We start from the raw sequence: 20,213 nt of genomic DNA, 5'->3' as shown, positions 1-20,213 counted from the left end.
ATGACAAAAAGAGACAAATGTTACAAAATTGTAACGTTTTTTATAAAAATATTACACCCGCAATTAAAATAATAGTATACTAGTACATACATAATACTATTTTTATCATTCATACATTAAAAATGAATACATATGACCTTATATATTAATTTTTTGGGGGGAAGTAAATGAAGCTACGTAACTTACTGATTGGTTCTGCTGTCACTGGTGGAATATTACTATGTGCAGGTGGGATTGGTGGTTATCAATACGTGTCTAAATTGAATAAACAGCTTGATATAAATGTATTACCACATACTACATTTGAAGGCACTTCTCTTGATGGTAAAAGTAAAAAAGATGTTCAAGAAATTATTCAACAAAAAATTGATGAATCAAACAAAAAATCTCTTAACTATACATTCCAAGGCAATACACAAGCTTATACGTGGAAAGACTTAGGTGTTGAATATAAAGAAACGGAAATTGTCGAAAAAATCTTTAAAGAGCAAAAAGGAAATGTGATAAATCGCTATAAAATGCGAAAACAAGCTGAAAATGGCGAGTTAAAACGTGAATATAAACTAACGCCACAGTTAAATACAACTACTTATGAAGCCTTTATAAAAGAAAAATATAATGAAACCTTAGAGGAACCTGTAAATGCTGAATTAAGTGTTTCCGGAACAACAGTAAATATTAGTCAAAGTCAAAATGGCGAAAAAGTTGATAAAGATAAATTAAAAGAATTAACAGCAAAAGCAATTACTGCTGGTACACAAGATATTCAGCTCCCAATTGCCTCCATAAAGCCCGAACGCTCTACAGAAGATATGCAAAATATGGGGATTACACAAGTGATTGCTGAATATTCTACTCCTATGGCTGGTCGAAACGGGAGCCAATCCTTTAATGTAAACAAATCTGCTAATACTTTAAGCGGAGCAATTGTAGCACCTGATGAAACATTTAGTTTCAATGAACGCGTTGGTATTACAGATGCTGCGCATGGCTATAAATCTGCTGCTGTATTCCTACAAGGAAAAGTTGTCCAGAGCGCCGGTGGTGGGGTTTGCCAAGTGAGTAGTACCCTATATGGGGCAGCATTACGTGCTGATTTAGGAGTTGTTGCTCGTAGTAACCACTCTATGCCTGTTCATTACTTGCCACTTGGTCAAGATGCTGCTGTAGCAGATTATGGCCCAGATTTAAAATTCAAAAATAATACTGGCAAATATATTTACATTCAAGCGTTTTCCAATGGTAGCAGCATAACTACACGTATTTTCGGTACACCTACTGGCAAGAACGTAGAAGTTTCATCAAAAGTAATTGGCGAGACTGAAAATAAAATTACGGCTGTCACATATAAAAAAGTAACACAAAACGGTCAAGTCATCTCAAATGGCCAAATTTCAAAAAGCGTATACAAAAAGGCGTGATGATTCACGCCTTTTTATTTTGCAATAAACGTACAAATGTCCCCATATGTTCCCTCGTCTCTTCTAAAGACCATATACGGCTTCCTTGTTTAGCTACTATTAAACAACCTTCTTCCCATGCCTCTGTCTGCTTTATATGTAATAACTCGCTTTTTAATTTTTCAATTGTTTCCTGATCCTCTTGTTCTAGAAACTCAGTCATTACATTTATTATTTCATCCTCATACACACTTAACGTGCAATATGCTCTTAAGAAATATTGAAGTGTCGGATACATGCTTCCCCCCCTTTCTTACTTATCTGATGGATAGGAAGTAATGATTTTAAATCCTAATGCCCCTGATTTATCTCTCGCCAAAACGGTAACTGTATTCATAAGCTTATCTTTTACACTCATATCTCGCTTTAATACCGTTTTTCCAACAGGAAATGAATGCTTCGTATTTAATACAAGACGATTTTCTTTGGAGTTCTTTAACCATTTCTCAATTTCCTGCTCATGTTGCTTTAAGCTATCTTTTACAGCTTTTGTTGCTATCTCTTTATCATAATATGTACTTGCAGCTGATACTTTATCTGTCTGCAACCGCTTCTTTAGCTCATCTTCTGTTTTCCCAACATGTCGTTCTATCGTATGGCCATTTTTCGGCGGTCCTTCCATTTCATCTAAAATCGTATCTTTAATTTTTTCTACTGATGTTGAATTATTTTCTTTCGGGTTCGCTTTGTTTTGCTCTTGTCCCGCACAACCGCTTAAGATAAGAACCATTGCAAACAAGCTACTCAAGAAAGTACCCCATAATCGTTTCATCATATCACCTCTTTCATGATTATTATCGTAACTTCACAAAAAGTCAATTTCACATATAAAAAAAGCGTGTAGAATTCTAAAACCCTACACGCTTTGTCTTATTTTTTCTACATGAACATTTGCCTGATTGATAACAGTTTCACTTTATACAATATCGTATCCTTGCTCTTCAATGGCATCTTTTAACTGCTCTATATTCACTTTTGCTTCATCATATTCAACAGCTACTGTGCCCGCTTGCAATTCAACTGCTACGCCATTTACTCCGTTTAGTTCTTGCAATGCATTTGTCACAGCCATTTTACAATGATTACATGTCATTCCTTGTACATTCAATGTTACAGTCATTTCCAATTCCTCCTTAATTATAAATCTTTTATTTATTATTTATGAGCAGCATAACCTATAATAAGGTGTATTGCTCGTAAAAACATTGGCTTCACTTTATATTTTAACACGCTTCAAACGCAAAGCGTTCGTTACAACCGAAGCAGAACTAAATGCCATCGCTGCTCCAGCTACCCAAGGTTCTAACAAGCCACTTGCCGCAATGGGGATACCAATCGCATTATAAAATAATGCCCAAAATAAATTTTGACGAATATTTTTCATCGTTTTTTGGCTTAAATCAATTGCTTGTGGAATATGCCCTAAATCTCCTCCAACCAATGTAACATCAGCTGCTTCAATTGCTACATCTGCACCTGTTCCAATCGCCATCCCTATATCCGCTTTCGCTAGTGCTGGAGCATCATTAATACCATCACCAACCATTGCTACTTGCTTTCCTTTTTGCTGTAATTGTTCTACAATATTTGCCTTTTGCTCTGGCAATATTTCTGCATATACATGATTGATACCAACCTGTTTTGCAATTGCTTCAGCAGTTCGTTTATTGTCTCCTGTTACCATATAAACATCAATTCCCGCAGATTGCATCGTATGAATAGCTTCTTTTGAACTTTCTTTTATCGTGTCGGCAACAGAAATCATTCCTGCAAACTGACCCGCAATTGCTACAAGCATAACCGTTTTTCCGTTTGCTTCATGCTCACTCATTACATTCTCATATTCCGCTATATTGACGCTGTGTTCACTCATTAATTTTCGAGTCCCAATGATAACTGATTTCTCTTCTATAATCGATTCAATTCCATGCCCAGGTACTGCACGAAACGTTTCTACAGGTAGTAAAGAAACTTGATTTTGTTTTCCATATTCTACAATTGCAGAGGCTAGCGGATGTTCAGAAACGTTTTCTGCGGAAGCCGCAAATAAAAGCATGTCATCTTGCAGGATCATTACGTCTGTTACTTCTGGTTTCCCTTTTGTAACCGTACCCGTTTTATCTAATAAAACAGCATTAATTTTATGCGTTGCTTCTAAATACTCTCCACCTTTAAAAAGAATTCCTTTCTCTGCACCTTTCCCTGTTCCAACCATAATAGAAGTTGGTGTTGCCAGTCCCAGTGCACAAGGGCAGGCAATTACTAATACTGCTATAGCTACTTCAAGAGATTGCGGTAAATTTTGCGGAGTAATGGCAAAGTACCAAATTAAAAAGGCAACTGCTGCAACAACAACAACGATTGGAACAAATATACCAGAAATTGTATCTGCCATGCGCTGAATTGGTGCTTTAGACCCTTGCGCTTCTTCCACAATTTTAATAATATTTGCAAGGGCTGTATCTTTTCCAATTTTTTCAGCACGCATTGTTAACGTACCGTTTTTATTAATTGTTGCACCTATTAAAGCATCACCGACCTGTTTATCCATGGGGATTGATTCACCGGTAATCATTGCCTCATCAACTGACGAAATACCTGATAAAACAATACCATCTACAGGTATCTTTTCACCTGGTTTTACAACAATGGTATCACCAATAACAACACTTTCGATTGGAATTAACATGTCACGTCCATCACGAATGACCAATGCCTCTTTTGCTTGTAGACTTACTAATTTTGAAATCGCTTCCGTTGTTCTTCCTTTCGCAACAGATTCGAAATATTTTCCAACAAGAATTAATGTGATGAGCACTGCACTCGTTTCAAAATACAGCTGCGGTGAATACGATGGATTTTGTAATGTTTTCAAACCTTCATATAAGCTATAAAAATACGCGGCTGATGTACCAAGTACAACAAGCACATCCATATTCGCACTTTTATTTCGTAAAGAACGGTATGCGCCAATATAAAATTGTGAACCGATATAAAATTGTACTGGTGTTGCAAACAATAATTGCACCCACGGATTCATTAAAAAATGCGGCATCCATAGCCCCGTTTCAAATGGCATATGCGCTACCATTGTATAGAGAAGCGGTAATGATAACAGAATAGAAAGAAATAGCTGTTTTCGTTTCCCTTTTAATTTGTCTGCTTTTTTATTTGGTTCAGTCTCTTCTTGGAGCTTTCCTTTGTAACCGAGTTTCGTTATTTTTTCTAAAATAGATTCTATAGTAATAGGGCCATCTTTATATACGATTGTTGCAGTGTTCATCGCCAGATTAACAGTAATACTCTCGATCCCCTCCATTTTTCCAATTACTTTTTCAATCCGATTTGAACATGCGGCACACGTCATTCCATCAATATCTAGACTTACCTTTTTCGTCCGAACTTCATAACCAAGTTTCTCAATACGATTTGTGATTGACTCTGCAGATTGCGCGTCCACATCGTATTGAACCGTTGCTTGTTCCATAGCTAAATTTACATTTGCTTCTACACCTTCTAACTTATTTAACACCTTCTCAATTCTGGCTGAACAAGCTGAACATGTCATCCCATCAATACCAACCGTGATCTGTTTTGTCTGACCCATACAGTTCGTCTCCTTTCTATTTTGAGAACTGTTTGATGACTTTCATTAACTCTTGAATAGACTCATCTCCATTACCTTCTTGAATCGCTTTAGCGACACAATGATTTGTATGTCGCTCTAACAATGAAAAACCGACCTTATTTAACGCTGCTTGCACCGCAGAAATTTGAATCAATACATCTACACAATAACGATTTTCTTCAATCATTTTTTGTATACCGCTCACTTGACCTTCAATCCTTTTTAAGCGTTTTACAACCTTCTCGATCTCTTCGTCCGTTCGCGGAACCATCTTTTCTTGATTTGAACAATGGTTCATCTGTATACCCCACCCTTTATATACATTATACCCGTAAGGGGTATAATGTTGCAAGTTTTTAACTGTGAAAATTTATATTTTTTAATTAAAATCCACACTTGCCTATATTGACCAAATATGGTGTAATGCTAAAAAAGACAAAGGACTATAACTATATGCAAGAAATGATTCACAATTTACTCACAGAGCATCACACGATTGCAATTCCACTCAGTATTCTATTCAATATCATCATCAGCTTGGCAGGATTTATTCCAAGCATATTTTTAACAGCCATCAACATACAACTTTTCGGTTTAACAGATGGAACAATTATTTCAATCGCAGGCGAAGCATTGGGAGCAATTGTCTCATTTTATTTCTATCGACTAGGTTTTCAAAAATTGACTCATAACAAATTAAACAATTATCCAAAAGTAGAACGCCTTCTTTATGTACAAGGTAAAGAGGCATTTTTACTCGTTCTATCATTTCGGCTTGTTCCATTTATTCCGTCAAGCATTATCACCTTATTTGCAGCATTAGGAACAATATCGTTATTCTCTTTCAGTATTGCAAGTACACTAGGAAAAATACCGGCATTACTCATTGAAGTGTATTCTGCATACCATGTCATGAACGGAACAAGTGAAGCAAAGTGGATTATCACGATTGCCGGTTGCATCGGAGTATTATATATATGGAAGAAGTGGAAGAAAAAATAAAAAGGAGCATCTGCTCCTTTTTATTTTTTCTAAAGAAGAATGAACCCTATTTTACACCAACTGCATCATATGACTGCTTCACCGCTGTAACTTCAGCAGAGTTCGCACCATATAAATCCGCAGCTGCTTGTACTAAGCCAGCACGCGCTTGACTAAACGTAGTAGATTCAGTGAAATATTGTGTATTTGCACGATAATAGATTGCGCCTACTTTATCTTTACCAATGCCATTTACTGTTACACCGTAATGCGTACCACCATTCGCTAGTAAGTAAGCCGCTTTATTAATAATACCACTGTTCGTATGAACACCACCGTTATCACTTGAACCAGTATAACGTTTAGAATAATGATCTGGATCGTCATATTTCACTGGATCACTCATAGAGCGAAGCGCATCTCCCGATTTGCCAGGCGTATAAATATCCTCACCAATTTCCCAATCTGGATTACGATTATCATAGTATTCTACTAATGTACCAAAAACATCAGAAATCGCTTCATTTAACGCACCTGACTCATTTTGATAAATTAAATTCGAACTATTTTCTGTAACAGCATGCGTTAATTCATGCCCAATTACATCTAATCCACCTGATAATGAAGTAAATGTATAACCATCCCCGTCCCCATATACCATTTGTGAACCGTCCCAGAAAGCATTATTGTAATTACTTCCGTAGTGGACCGTTGATTTTAACGGCGCCCCTGCATCATTAACGGAGTTTCGATTAAACGTATTTTTATAATAATCATATGTTACACCCGCATAATAATGAGCATCTACTGCAGCTGCATCACGGCTTGCATTGAAAACATTATCTGTATCTGTCCATAATGTCCCTGGCAATGTAGAGCGATTTTTCGCATCATATGTGAAAATCGTCGCTCCACGTGTATTATCTTGTAAATAATAAGTAGATCCAGATAGTGTTGTATTAATAGATTTTGTATCTCCTAGTACACCTTTACCCGTTCCAACTTTATTTGTCCCTGTAACAGGTTTTACAACTGCTTTACCTTCCTGTTTAGCATTTTCTTGCTTAAGTGGTGCTTGATTTTCACCATTCACATGATCAATTGTATTGTATTTATTTAATACTTTACCGCTTTCTGCCTCAATGAAATAATAATAGTTTCCTGGTTTTGGCTCTAAGAAGTTTAATTTCACAACATATGCATAAGTTGTGTCCTCACCATTTTGATATACATATAAATCTGCTGATGGCTCTACCTCATATTTTGGAGTTAATCCTAAGTCTTGCTGTGCAATTGCAATTGCTTTTTTGCCTTCAATCTTATTTTTATTTTTTAATTTTTCCTTTTTATCTAAATCAGGTACAACTGTTCCAGATAAAACTTTCAATGAACCATCTTTACTAACATGAGCTAGTTGAGTAGACCCCCATACTGGTGTACCTTCATATACTTGTTGCATACGTACCACTGTTGCATCAGTTACAGAATCTTTTTTCACTTGTTTCACTTTGAAAGAATCCTCTGCACTCTTTTCCCCTAACTTATACTCTCCTTTTGCTGCATTTAGATAATCAAATACAACAGATTCCGCTTTCTTTCCAGTTGCTCCAGTCAAATCTCCAGAGATAAACTCAGGTGACTGTACTGCTTCATTGTACTTTTTCGTAGAGAGCACATTCTTTGAATCTGCAAATGCAGAACTTGTCCCTCCAAATGTTGTAACTGCCATTCCTGCCGCTAATACAAATGCTAAACTCTTCTTTTTCATATAACCTTCCCCCTAATAAAAAATTTTTTGAAAAAGAGTAATTTTATATTAGCATTAGGTTTCCAATATTGATATACTGAAAATTCAAAAAAATCTTTTCTCAAGTTTTGTAGAATTTTGGCGAACAATTATTGAGAAAGGCCCTTTCCGTTTGGAAAGGGCCTTTTTTGGTAATTTATTATACATTTACTGTTTCTGCTGCATTCGTTTCTTGACCATAGTTATCTGGTTTCCAAGCACACTGCACATCGAATGCTACCGCTAAAACCGTTATAATTACAAAGGTTCCTAAGATTATCTTTTTCATACTATAACCCCTCCTTCTTCTTCTAACAACATAATTGCTAATTTATAATATCGATTACTTTCTTGAAATTCCGATGATTCTTCAAAGTATTCCGCTAATTCTAAGTATACCTTCTTTAAATCTTTCATATTTTTTTCACCCTTAAAGAAAGGCACTGCTTCTATTTCTAAAAACTTCTTATATACCTCTTTTTTTCCATAATACTTATATTGAAGAATTACTAATAAGTGCAACATACTTTTATATCTGTCATCTTTTCTTGCAGCAGAAATTCCTTTTTCAATCCAACCTCTCGCTTCTTCAAATTCTTTTAACTGAATACATTGCAAAGAAATCTCATACATAGCATCAATATAATTTAAATCTTCTTCTTTTTTATACTGTAGACCCTCCAAATAATATTCTTTTGCTTTTTCATAATTATTTTGACGATAATATAAGTACCCCATATTATTCAAGGCAATTGACATGATATTATCTTTATCCGCAAAAGAATCAGCCTCTCTTAAAATATGATTATAAATTCCCATAGCTTCACTATACTGTTTTTTTCGTATATAACTGAAAGCGATTAAAAGTTGACAGTTGATTACATGCCGAAACTTATATTCATTTCGAAAACCTTCTAACGCAACATTCGCAAAGTACAATGTCATATGATCGATTTCCATCTGACTATACGTAAGTGCTAAATTATAATATATCCCCGTTTCATAATAACCTTGTTCTTTCGCCATAGACTCTGTTTTTAACAAATGCTCTAATGCCTGTTTATATTTATATTGCATGCAATATAATAAAGCCCTACTATACGTATACAGCAACTTCTGAAACGGAGAATACTTCTTATACATCTTCTTTAATTTCTCTAGTTCTTCTTCAAGCGCAGGAAGATCTCTTTTCATAATCAAATAACGTGTATACAGCAGATTATAATAATTTATAATTTCAAAATCTAAGACATTTTTCATTTCAGACTGTAATTCGTTATATATGCGTTCAACCTGTTGCTTGTCCAAATGAACTAATGCATTTAACCAATCATCTAATTTCTCTTTCACTTCTTCTTCTACATCTCTCAAATCCGACACGGCAATCTCTAACCTCGCGCAGAGCAACTGCAAGATTTCCTCCGATGCTTCTATTTTTCCATTTTCAATCTTACTTAAATATGAGACGGAACAAATGCCCTGACATAATTCTTCTTGTGTCATTTTTTGCTGCAGCCGCTTATAAAAAACTTGTTTGCCGATTTTTTCTAAAGTTTGTTGCATTGTCCTCCTCCATTCTCATTTACCCCCACTACTTTAATAATACATAAAAATGCCAAAAATATAAATTGATAAATGTAAATTTTCTAAAAGTTTTTTCGATAAATTTGTTTTATTCCAATTGAAGTAGCTAAATTTCATGCTAAAAACATGTTATATCACCTATATTACCAAACATTAAAATCACTCTTTCTTATTAGAAATGGATTCTTTGGCATAAACTAGAAAAAACGATATAATATAACCAAATTACGGAGGTGTTTTCACAATGAATCATTATAAAGATGATAGTTACGCCTTACATACAGATTTATATCAAATCAACATGACTTATACATATTGGAAAGACGGCATTCATAATCGCCGCTCTGTTTTTGATTTATATTTCCGAAAGCTTCCATTTAAAAATGGTTATGCCATTTTTGCTGGTCTTGAAAAAATTATAGAATACATAGAGAATTTTCGTTTTACCGAAAGTGATATCACTTATTTAAAAGAGCTACAATTTGAAGAAGAGTTTCTACAGTATTTACAAAACATGAGGTTTACCGGGACAATTCGTAGTATGCAAGAAGGAGAAGTTGTTTTTAATAACGAGCCATTATTGCGCGTTGACGCACCGCTTGGTGAAGCTCAAATTATTGAAACCGCCTTGTTAAACATTGTGAATTACCAAACATTAATCGCTACAAAAGCAGCTCGCATGAAACATGCAGCGAACAATGATGAACTATTAGAATTTGGTACACGCCGTGCTCATGAATTTGATGCGGCCCTTTGGGGTACACGCGCAGCCTTTATCGGTGGATTTTCTTCTACAAGCAATGTCCGTGCTGGAAAACGATTTGGTATTCCAGTTGCTGGTACGCATGCTCATTCCTTTGTCCAAGCATACCGTGATGAATATATTGCATTTAAAAAGTATGCTGAAACACATAAAAAATGTGTTTTTCTTGTCGATACATACGACACATTAAAATCTGGTGTACCAAATGCCATTCGCATCGCGAAAGAATTTGGTGACCGCATTGATTTTTATGGTATTCGTCTTGATAGCGGCGATATGGCTTATTTATCAAAAGAGGCACGAAAACTACTTGATGCAGCTGGATTTACAAATACAAAAATCATCGCTTCTAGTGATTTAGATGAATATACAATTATGCATTTAAAATCACAAGGGGCAAAAATTGATGTATGGGGCGTCGGAACAAAATTAATTACATCATTTGAGCAACCTGCCTTAGGAGCTGTTTATAAGTTAGTTGCGATTGAGGATGCGAATGGCACATTAAATGATACGATTAAAATCTCTTCTAATCCTGAAAAGATTACAACGCCAGGATTAAAACGAATTTATCGAATCATTAATCGCGTTAACAATCATGCAGAAGGTGATTATATCGCTTTAGAATCAGAAGAACCTGAGCAGGAAGAACGTTTAAAAATGTTCCATCCTGTCCATACGTACATCAGTAAATTCGTGACAAACTTTGAAGCACGCGAGCTTCATCATAACATTTTCACAAATGGTAAAAGAACATATGAATTACCTAACATATTAGACATTCAAAAATACACAGAAAACAGCTTAGCACTATTTTGGGAAGAATATATGAGAACACTAAATCCCGAAGAATATCCTGTAGATTTAAGCCAAGAATGCTGGGATCATAAAATGAATTACATTCAAACCGTACGGGATCAGGTTGCAAAAAATATACAAAAATAAAAAGAGAAGCCTTCGCTTCTCTTTTTACCCCGCTATTTACGGGCAGTAATATCCCACCTCAAAGTTCAGCAAAAGAAGTTAGCTGGGAGATAAATTGCCCGTAAAAGCCCGATTCGTGAGGGCTAATAATCAGTGGGAGATATCCCCCACTGATTAAAGTTTCACTTTATTTTACAAATCTTTCACTCTAAGCACACGCATCGCATTCAATACAGCAAGTAGCGTAACGCCCACATCTGAGAAAACAGCTTCCCACATTGTTGCAATTCCAAATGCACCAAGTAATAAGACCAGTCCTTTCACACCAAGTGCAAAGATAATATTTTGCCATACAATGTTCCGTGTACGTTTGGCAATTTTGACAGCCGTTGCGATTTTAGAAGGTTCATCTGTCATGATTACAATATCCGCCGCCTCGATTGCTGCATCAGATCCTAATCCACCCATCGCAATCCCGACGTCTGCTCTCGCTAATACTGGTGTATCATTAATACCATCACCAACGAACGCAACTTTTTCTTTCGCTTGTTTTGCACTATCAATTTTTTCAATTTCTTCTACTTTTTGTTGTGGCAATAATTCAGCGTGAACCTCATCTAAGCCAAGCTCCTTACCAACAGCTTCTCCAACTAATTTCGCATCACCTGTTAACATTACCGTTTTCTTAATACCAAGTTCTTTCAACTTTTGAATTGCTTGTTTTGAGTCCTCTTTTACTTCATCTGAGATGACAATATAACCAGCGTATGCACCGTCTACAGCAACGTGAACAAGCGTGCCCACTGTTTGCGGCTGTTCAAATGTAATATTTTCTTTTTTCATTAATTTTGCATTGCCCGCAAAAATTTCTTTACCTTGTACTTTTACAACTGTACCATGACCGGAAATTTCACTATAATCCTCAATCATATTTTCATCAATTGATTTTCCATATGCACTTCGAATAGATTGTGCAATTGGATGATTTGAATAAACTTCCGCAAATGCAGCATATTCAAGGAGTTCTTCTTTTGTAGTTGCTCCATTTGGCTCCATCTTCGTTACCTTGAATACACCTTTTGTTAATGTTCCTGTTTTGTCAAAGACGATATGTTTCACATCATTCAGTGCTTCTAAATAGTTACTTCCTTTGATTAAAATACCGTTTTTAGAGGCTCCACCAATACCGCCAAAGAATCCAAGTGGAATAGATACCACTAATGCACATGGACAAGAAATAACAAGAAACACTAATGCACGATAAATCCAATCAGAGAATGTAGCCCCTTCTAAAATAAGAGGTGGAATAAACGCTAATGCCGCTGCTGTAATAACTACGACCGGAGTATAGTAACGCGCAAATTTCGTAATAAAGTTTTCTGTTGGTGCTTTTCGGCTACTTGCGTTTTGTACTAAATCTAAAATTTTCGATACAGTTGATTCACCAAATTCTTTTGTTACTTCAATTGTTAACACACCATTTTGGTTCACAAAACCACTTAATACATCTTTCCCAACTTCTACTTCACGCGGTACAGATTCACCTGTTAATGCTGAAGTATCTACCATTGATGTTCCTTCAACTACTTTCCCATCTAATGGTACTTTCTCACCTGGTTTAACAATGATATAATCTCCAATTTGTACATCTTCCGGTGAGACTTGTTTTGTTTCATTGCCAACTTTAACGTTTGCATAATCAGGACGAATATCCATTAATGAAGTAATCGATTTTCGAGAACGATTCACCGCAATACTCTGGAATAACTCACCTACTTGATAAAACAGCATAACTGCGACAGCCTCTGGATATTGCCCGATTGCAAATGCTCCAAGTGTAGCGATTGCCATTAGAAAGTTTTCATCAAATACTTGCCCGCGTGTTATGTTTCTCACAGCTCGCCAAACAATATCTCCACCAATGAGTAAATATGCGATAACGAAAAGTGGAATTATTATCATTTGTGGTAATCCTGCAAGTGCAGCGACTCCTGTTAAAACACCACCAATCGCTAAGCGCCATAGCATTTTCTTCACATTTCCTTCACCGTGATCGTGACTATGTCCATGATCATGACCTGTTTTTTCTTCACGGACAACTTTTACATCTGGCTCTAATTTATGAACAATACTTTTAATATCTTGTACTGTCGTTTCAAGCTCTTTTTTATTTGCCACTTCTATTTTTAATTTCTTCGATACAAAGTCAACAGCGGCCGCTGAAACCGTAGGCATCTCTTTTACCTTTGTTTCAATCTTCATTGCACAATTTGCACAATCTAGCCCTTCTAATACAAATACTTCTTTTACAACTTTTGTTTTCTGTTCATCCTTTACTTGAATGTGCGGTTCTAATTTCGTAACAAGCTGTTTCGCTTCAGCAACAACATTATTTTCTTTATTTTGTTCTGTTTCTAAAGTCATTGTCTTAGTTGCGAAGTTCACGGAACAAGAGGAGACACCTTCTAATCCTCCGACCCCTTTTTCAATTTTCATCGCACAGTTCGCACAATCTAATCCTTCTAACACAAGTTTTCGTTTCACTAGTGCTTCTGCCATCTTTCTCCCTCCTTGTGCTTTTATTTTCTATTCTTCCTCATTTACGTGTTCAAATGCTTGCTCAAAGATATGAATTACGTGATGGTCAGCTAATGAATAATACACAACCTTTCCTTCTTTACGGTTTTTCACAAGTTTTGCTTGCTTTAAAACACGCAACTGATGAGAAATAGATGATTGTGTCATGCCGAGTAAATACGCTAAGTCACATACGCACATTTCTGCTTCAAATAATGCGTGTAAAATGCGGGTACGCGTACGGTCACCTAATACTTTAAATAATTCTGCCACTTTACTTAAACTTTCGTCAGCTGGAATCGTTTGTTTCACTTGATCAACAACTTCTCCATGGATAATTGTTTGAGAACATGCTTCTTGACATGTTTCTACTTTATTTTCAGCCATTATAGCTCACCTCTTCATTTGAACATATGAACAACCATTCATATATCTTATACTTTCATTATATGAGCGCCCATTCATATGTGTCAATAAAATCCGCAACAAATTTTCCGAACATTTTGTTCAAATTTAAAAACATATCACTTATTTTCCACATCCGTTATATTCTTCATACAAAAAGGATGTACGAAAGTTTCTATCCTTTCGTACATCCTTTTTTCTTCATTTATTCACCTTTCACTGCATCAACAATTAAAGAAACAAACCCTAACTTTCCATCCTGATTTCTATGATCAAAGCGTTTAGACCGATAAATAAATCCTTCTTTTTCATCCCAATCATTATAATGAAACTCTCCGCTCTCATCACAATACTCCAAAAGCTTCACCTGAAATCCTGCGCTCTCAAACATGGATATTATCGTTTTATAATTGTGAACAATTTTATGGCTCGCCGCTGGATGATCTAGTGGTCCAGGTCCCCCAACTTGTACCCCTTCTTGATATTCTTCATCCGGGAAAAAGCTATCCGGAACCGCACAGCGAATATAACCACCGTTCTTTAAAAATTCATAACACACTTTCGCTGCTTCTACACCTTCCTCATATGATAAATGCTCCCATACATGCTCCGCTAAAATTACCTCTAAAGAGTTACTATCAAACCTTTTTATCCAATCTTCTCTTTTTAATAAATTCAATTCATCTTCATTTGTATGTAACCATCCTGGGTTATTGTTAATTTCTCCTGCACCAACAACAATTTTTAATTCGTCTTTTACAACCATCATTTCACCCCTTTGAATATTTCAACATATAAATTCTACAAGATACTATTTTTTCCTCCTTTGACCAAAAGAAAAAACCTTGCGCGCTCCCTAGGCACACAAGGCTTACAATTTATTATATCCCCTTAATTAGCTTTTTCTAAGCTATCTTGCGAACTTGTATCTTCTTTTAAATGACTATGTTTTTTCGAATAAACAAAGTATACAACTACTCCAATTGCTAACCAAGCACCGAAGTACATCCATGTTGTTAATGGTAGATTGAACATTAAGAATAGACAACATGCGATTGAAATGATTGGTAAAATTGGTACAAGTGGTACCATAAATCCGCGCTTTAAATTCGGATGTGTTTTACGAAGAATGATAACAGATACACCAACCATCGCAAACGTTAATAGCGCCCCAATATTCGCTAAATTCGACAATTCTTTTAAATCGATAAATCCAGCAATTAAAGCACTACCAATCCCTGTTAACCAAGTTGAAAATGTTGGTGCTTCTGTCTTCTTGTTAATTTTCGCAAAAGATTCTGGCAATAAACCGTCACGACTCATTGCAAAGAATACACGTGTTGTTGCGTAAATATAAGCAAAAATTACAGCCATAATACCAATTACAGCTCCAATAGCAATTACACCAGCTACTTTATCTTGTCCGACAACTTCTAGTACATAAGCCATTGCTTCTGGTACATCTAATTCTTTATAAGAAACCATACCAGTCATAACAAGACAAACTGCAACATAAATGATCGTACAAATAACTAACGAAGCAATGATACCAATTGGAAGGTCACGCTGTGGATTTTTTACTTCTTCTGCTGAAGTTGCTAATGCATCAAAACCTAGGAAAGCAAAGAATACTGCTGCTCCTCCGGCAAAGACTCCACTTAAACCGTACGGTGTAAATGGTACCCAGTTTTCTGGTTTTACGTAGAATACACCAACTGCAATAAATAAGACAACAATAGCAATTTTAATTAATACCATTGCGTTATTTACACGCTTACTCTCTTTCGTACCACGGGATAACAACCATGTTAATACGAGCGTGATGATTACTGCTGGCAAGTTCACAATACCACCTTGAGATGGAATCGTTAACAGCGCTTTTGGAATTTCCAATCCAAATCCACTTATCAGGTTATGGAAGTAACCTGTCCATCCGCCAGCTACGGCCGCTGTTGTTACAACATATACAGATAGTAACGTCCATCCCATTAAATGGGCTACAAACTCACCAATTGTTGCATAAGAATATGTGTATACACTACCTGAAACAGGAAGTGTCGAAGCAACTTCCGCATAACATAATGCTGCAAATCCACAAACAATTGCTGCAATCATAAATGAAAAAATAACTGCTGGACCAGCATCTCTTGCTGCCACTAATCCAGTTAATACAAGAACTCCTGTACCGATTATCGCACCAATCCCTAGCATTGTTAGGTCAAATGCCCCTAGTGTTTTCGTCAAAGTTTTACTTTGACTTTCCCCTAACAGTTGCGTAACGGATTTCTTTTTAAATAGGTTGGCCACGATGTATGCCCCCTTTGACTAAGAAGAGCTAAGAGGTCTTCTCTCTTAGCTCTTATCATGTTGTATTAAATATTGTTCGATTTTTAGTTTGTATTATGCTTCAATTAGCAAGATACAGTTTCTGCTTCTAATAATTCTTTTGCACCTTTGTATTCTACACCGTGAGCTTCTGCAACTGCTTCGAATGTTACATAACCAGCTAATGTATTAATACCTTTTAATAATGCAGAGTTGCCTAGGCAAGCTTCTTTGTAGCCTTTGTTTGCAATTTGTACTGCGTATGGTACTGTTACGTTTGTTAATGCAAGAGTTGATGTACGTGGAACCGCACCTGGCATGTTTGCAACTGCATAATGAACAACGCCGTGTTTTTCATAAGTTGGGTTATCATGAGTTGTAATACGATCAGTTGTCTCGAAAATACCACCTTGGTCAATTGCGATATCTACTACAACAGAACCTGGTTCCATTGATTTAATCATTTCTTCTGTTACAAGTTTTGGCGCTTTTGCACCTGGAATTAATACCGCACCGATTACAAGATCAGACTCTTTTACAGCTTCTGCGATGTTGTAAGGGTTAGACATTAGAGTTTTCACTTGGTTACCGAAAATGTCATCTAATTGACGAAGACGTTCTGCACTTAAGTCGATGATTGTTACATCCGCACCTAGTCCAACTGCAATTTTAGCAGCATTTGTACCAGCTTGTCCACCACCGATAATTGTTACTTTACCACGTTTTACTCCTGGAACGCCTGCAAGTAAGATACCTTTGCCGCCTTTGTTTTTCTCAAGGAATTGTGCACCAATTTGTGCAGACATACGACCAGCTACTTCACTCATAGGTGCAAGTAATGGTAAAGAACGGTTTTCTAATTGTACTGTTTCATAAGCGATTGAAACAACTTTCTTTTCAATTAATGCTTTTGTTAATTCTGGTTCTGGAGCTAAGTGTAAGTATGTGAATAAGATTAAACCTTCGCTAAAGTGCTTGTATTCGCTTTCAATTGGTTCCTTAACTTTCATTACCATATCCATGTTCCAAGCTTCTTCAGCTGTATCAACGATTTTTGCACCTGCTTCAACGTACTCAGCATCTGTAAAACCAGATCCTATACCTGCACCCTTTTGAATGAATACTTCGTGATTGTTACGAACTAAATGTACAACACCAGCTGGTGTCATTGCCACACGGTTTTCGTTGTTTTTAATTTCTGTTGGTACCCCAATACGCATAATGAAATGCCCCCTTATAATTAACAGAAAAAAAGAATTCTTTTTTCTTTTTTTAATAATTAATAACTTATGTCCTTATTCTAGCATAACTTAAAAGTTATGAAAACGCTAACATACTAGATTTTAAAAGTTTTTATATTTTGAATAGTGTAAATATAAAGAACTTTATTTTTCAGGGGAATTTCTCATATTCCGTTTATCTATCACTCTCTTTTTATTATAACCTTTGCAATCCAACGTTATCCTTTTATTATTCGACAATAATATAACAATGTGAAAAAACAATACAAATCGCATACATATGCAATTAAAATCCCCTGTAACATTTTAGAAGTATATTCTTTTTTATATAAATCCATTTTAATTTTTCAACATATAAATGACTGCTATGAAGAGAAGAAGGTGACTTTACACTCGGTTGTTCTTGGCATGGGGCTAAAAAAGACTCTGACCGCTTCTATACATGGCCGGATGCTCTCTCCCACCTGAAAATTAGATTTTATGCCGGTTTTTCAATTTGTACTTATATAATAAAAACAGCTACCGATATTTAACCGGCAGCTGGATAACCTATGAATAACTTTGAAAATAAATCTTCCGTTGTTTCTGTAATCTTATCAAACACATCTGTTTCACTTTCTTCTTGCTCTTTCATCATTTTAACGGTTTCTTGTGCATCCACAGGGTAGTCTGTAACAATCCCATCGACATTAAGCTTATAATATTTTTTAAAGCTTTCCATATCATTTACAGTCCATACATAAATTGACTTATTTAACTTTCGTGCTGCTTTTACTAAGCTTTTATTTAACATATATTCTTCTGCAACATAAAAATCTGCTTGAAGGTATTTTAAATTTGCTCTACTTGCATATAAAATATATCCTACCTTTATGTTTGGATTTGCACGTTTAAATTCTTTAATGAGCGGATAATGCAATGTTTGAATGACACATTGTTTTTCAAAGTCATTTTCCTTTATTGTTTTCAATACTTTCTTTACAAAATCTTTTTCATTTCCGTGCAATTTCACTTCTATATTGAGTTTTATCTTGTTTTTCGCAAGCTTAATCATCTCATCAAGTGTACTAATTCTTCCCGTGAATCCATCTTGATGAAGAGTAAGCTTTCGAAGCTCATCCATCGTCAAATCCGATACTTGTACATTGGCATTCGCAAGACGCTTTAAGTTCAAATCATGTATCACTGCCAATTCACCATCTTTTGTTTGCAACACATCAATTTCAGCATACTCTGCTTTTGCATCAATCGCACCTTGCAAGGCCTCTTTCGTATTCTCTACTCCTTTGGAAACATATCCACGATGCGCCATAATAACGGGTTCTTTATATGAATTCGTAATAAACGTCACAATAAAAGCAACAACCACGCCCACGGTGAAAATACCAACAATATATACACCAATAAACTTCAAACGATGCTTTTTAAAAAAACATTTATCTGCTTTTGTTTTAGAATAATCCAAGCCTTCTTCTAATAAAACATCTTCAACTGGAACCTTTTGTAAATAAAGTCTTGTCAATGCCATAATATAAAACGGCGTTACAATAAAACTAAATAAATATAATGTACTCGTCAAAAATACAGATAGGGTAGATTCCGCTAATAAAGCAAATGTTCCTTTTGGATTCGTAAATTCATACACACACCATAAAAGTAATAAGTACAGACCCATAAATAAAACGAACATAATCCCTATCGAGATAAAAAGTCCGACTAAAAAGAATAAGACTTTAAAAAAGCTTTCTTTTACCAACTTTGCACTCTTACGTGCAGCTGTGCGAAATGGTTTTTCTTCTAAAACAATAATAGGAAAAACAAAAATCCATCTCAAATTTAAATACGCAACTACAGCAAAAAAGGTATAATACCCTACTTGCCCCATTGTCGTTTTAAACAATTCCCCTGTAATAAAATTAGGAATTTGAATTTCAGGGATTAGTGCAGATTTATAACCGACGCTTAAAAGAGGTAACAAGATTACCGCATACAAAATAAATCCTGGTAAACAATATGTGAAAAGAGAAGGTAAATACGTTACCGTTTTATACAGAATCGGACGCAATTTTACCCTTTGTCGTTTATGTGCAAAATACGAAATAATGATAAGTACCGCAAATTCCGTAAAAATGAGAAAAAGTGCCAATATCGATAAAATGAAAATAGCTGCGATACCATATGGAGTTTTCAAAAAAGCTAGCAATTCATCGTTTGTCGCATTTGCATAGCCGCCCCAATACAACAACTTATTAAAAATCATACCGAATAACGGTATAAATACAATGGCTGCTAATAGTTTATAAACAAGCTGAAACGCCAACACATTCCAAAAAGCAAATTGTACTGTTTGAAAGGAATGTTTCATGACTCCTGGTATAGATAGTCTTTTACGGTGTAGCATAAATTCCTCCAAATTCTAACACTATATTTGAGATGGATTCCATATTTCTATTTCAAATCCATCTTTTTTATAATAATATATTCCGCTTAATACGAACACTCTTATACATCCCAAAAAGAGTGACAGGCACACCCCCAT

At 35.6% G+C, this 20,213-nt stretch carries 17 protein-coding genes; 3 read left to right on the top strand and 14 right to left on the bottom strand.

The annotated features are described in order from the left end of the window. Nucleotides 1-167 precede the first annotated feature (167 nt). Nucleotides 168-1,421 carry a VanW family protein gene (locus tag NSQ40_RS03110; RefSeq protein ID WP_003195123.1) on the top strand — a complete coding sequence of 418 codons (1,254 nt, stop codon included), beginning with the start codon at nt 168-170 and terminating at the stop codon, nt 1,419-1,421. 4 nt (nt 1,422-1,425) lie between these two features. On the opposite strand, the gene NSQ40_RS03105 is transcribed toward NSQ40_RS03110, so the two are convergent. The 5 genes from NSQ40_RS03105 to NSQ40_RS03085 form a co-directional block, all read right to left on the bottom strand. After that, nucleotides 1,426-1,698, bottom strand: a complete 273-nt coding sequence (locus NSQ40_RS03105) for a hypothetical protein (protein ID WP_018765579.1) — start codon at nt 1,696-1,698, stop codon at nt 1,426-1,428. A 15-nt stretch (nt 1,699-1,713) separates the two neighbouring features. Continuing rightward, entirely contained in the window at nt 1,714-2,232 is a 519-nt protein-coding gene (locus NSQ40_RS03100; protein WP_018765580.1) for an RNase A-like domain-containing lipoprotein, read from the bottom strand. A 144-nt stretch (nt 2,233-2,376) separates the two neighbouring features. Then, the gene (gene copZ / locus NSQ40_RS03095) at nt 2,377-2,580 is read right to left on the bottom strand and encodes a copper chaperone CopZ (protein ID WP_003195128.1); all 204 of its coding nucleotides are present in this window, start codon (nt 2,578-2,580) and stop codon (nt 2,377-2,379) included. A 96-nt stretch (nt 2,581-2,676) separates the two neighbouring features. After that, nucleotides 2,677-5,067, bottom strand: a complete 2,391-nt coding sequence (locus NSQ40_RS03090; protein WP_003195130.1) for a heavy metal translocating P-type ATPase — start codon at nt 5,065-5,067, stop codon at nt 2,677-2,679. A gap of 16 nt (nt 5,068-5,083) precedes the next feature. After that, on the bottom strand, nt 5,084-5,386 hold the full coding sequence (locus tag NSQ40_RS03085) for a metal-sensing transcriptional repressor (protein ID WP_003195132.1): 303 nt from the start codon (nt 5,384-5,386) through the stop codon (nt 5,084-5,086). A gap of 155 nt (nt 5,387-5,541) precedes the next feature. Here NSQ40_RS03085 and NSQ40_RS03080 point away from each other — a divergent pair, with 155 nt between their 5' ends. Further along, complete coding sequence (locus tag NSQ40_RS03080) at nt 5,542-6,090, top strand: TVP38/TMEM64 family protein (protein ID WP_006093499.1); 549 nt, start codon at nt 5,542-5,544, stop codon at nt 6,088-6,090. 46 nt (nt 6,091-6,136) lie between these two features. On the opposite strand, the gene NSQ40_RS03075 is transcribed toward NSQ40_RS03080, so the two are convergent. The 3 genes from NSQ40_RS03075 to NSQ40_RS03065 all read right to left on the bottom strand — a co-directional run bounded on the left by NSQ40_RS03075 (nt 6,137) and on the right by NSQ40_RS03065 (nt 9,418). Further along, complete coding sequence (locus NSQ40_RS03075) at nt 6,137-7,837, bottom strand: M4 family metallopeptidase (protein WP_258248434.1); 1,701 nt, start codon at nt 7,835-7,837, stop codon at nt 6,137-6,139. Nucleotides 7,838-8,015: 178 nt separating this feature from the next. Further along, entirely contained in the window at nt 8,016-8,144 is a 129-nt protein-coding gene (locus NSQ40_RS03070; RefSeq protein ID WP_018765584.1) for an NprX family peptide pheromone, read from the bottom strand. Then, nucleotides 8,141-9,418, bottom strand: a complete 1,278-nt coding sequence (locus NSQ40_RS03065; protein ID WP_003195137.1) for a helix-turn-helix domain-containing protein — start codon at nt 9,416-9,418, stop codon at nt 8,141-8,143. Before NSQ40_RS03065 ends, NSQ40_RS03070 begins: the two co-directional genes overlap by 4 nt. Before the next feature lie 265 nt (nt 9,419-9,683). Here NSQ40_RS03065 and NSQ40_RS03060 point away from each other — a divergent pair, with 265 nt between their 5' ends. Next, the gene (locus tag NSQ40_RS03060; protein ID WP_003195138.1) at nt 9,684-11,147 is read left to right on the top strand and encodes a nicotinate phosphoribosyltransferase; all 1,464 of its coding nucleotides are present in this window, start codon (nt 9,684-9,686) and stop codon (nt 11,145-11,147) included. 171 nt (nt 11,148-11,318) lie between these two features. Here the strand turns inward: NSQ40_RS03060 and NSQ40_RS03055 are convergent, their stop codons facing one another. The 6 genes from NSQ40_RS03055 to NSQ40_RS03030 form a co-directional block, all read right to left on the bottom strand. Continuing rightward, a complete protein-coding gene (locus NSQ40_RS03055; RefSeq protein ID WP_097786925.1) occupies nt 11,319-13,685 on the bottom strand; it encodes a heavy metal translocating P-type ATPase in 2,367 nt (788 codons plus the stop codon). A gap of 27 nt (nt 13,686-13,712) precedes the next feature. After that, complete coding sequence (locus NSQ40_RS03050; RefSeq protein ID WP_003195140.1) at nt 13,713-14,090, bottom strand: ArsR/SmtB family transcription factor; 378 nt, start codon at nt 14,088-14,090, stop codon at nt 13,713-13,715. Nucleotides 14,091-14,313: 223 nt separating this feature from the next. Continuing rightward, entirely contained in the window at nt 14,314-14,877 is a 564-nt protein-coding gene (locus NSQ40_RS03045; RefSeq protein ID WP_003205860.1) for a class I SAM-dependent methyltransferase, read from the bottom strand. 122 nt (nt 14,878-14,999) lie between these two features. Next, a complete protein-coding gene (locus NSQ40_RS03040) occupies nt 15,000-16,415 on the bottom strand; it encodes an amino acid permease (RefSeq protein WP_097786923.1) in 1,416 nt (471 codons plus the stop codon). A gap of 104 nt (nt 16,416-16,519) precedes the next feature. After that, nucleotides 16,520-17,653: an alanine dehydrogenase gene (gene ald / locus NSQ40_RS03035; RefSeq protein WP_003194943.1), complete on the bottom strand. Its 1,134-nt coding sequence runs from the start codon at nt 17,651-17,653 to the stop codon at nt 16,520-16,522. Nucleotides 17,654-18,203: 550 nt separating this feature from the next. Next, the gene (locus tag NSQ40_RS03030) at nt 18,204-20,075 is read right to left on the bottom strand and encodes a glycerophosphoryl diester phosphodiesterase membrane domain-containing protein (RefSeq protein ID WP_033795868.1); all 1,872 of its coding nucleotides are present in this window, start codon (nt 20,073-20,075) and stop codon (nt 18,204-18,206) included. Nucleotides 20,076-20,213 lie beyond the last annotated feature (138 nt).

This window comes from Bacillus sp. FSL K6-6038, assembly GCF_038050455.1.
Classification (GTDB): Bacteria; Bacillota; Bacilli; order Bacillales; family Bacillaceae_G; genus Bacillus_A; species Bacillus_A pseudomycoides.
This window is presented reverse-complemented; position numbering and strand designations above follow the sequence as displayed.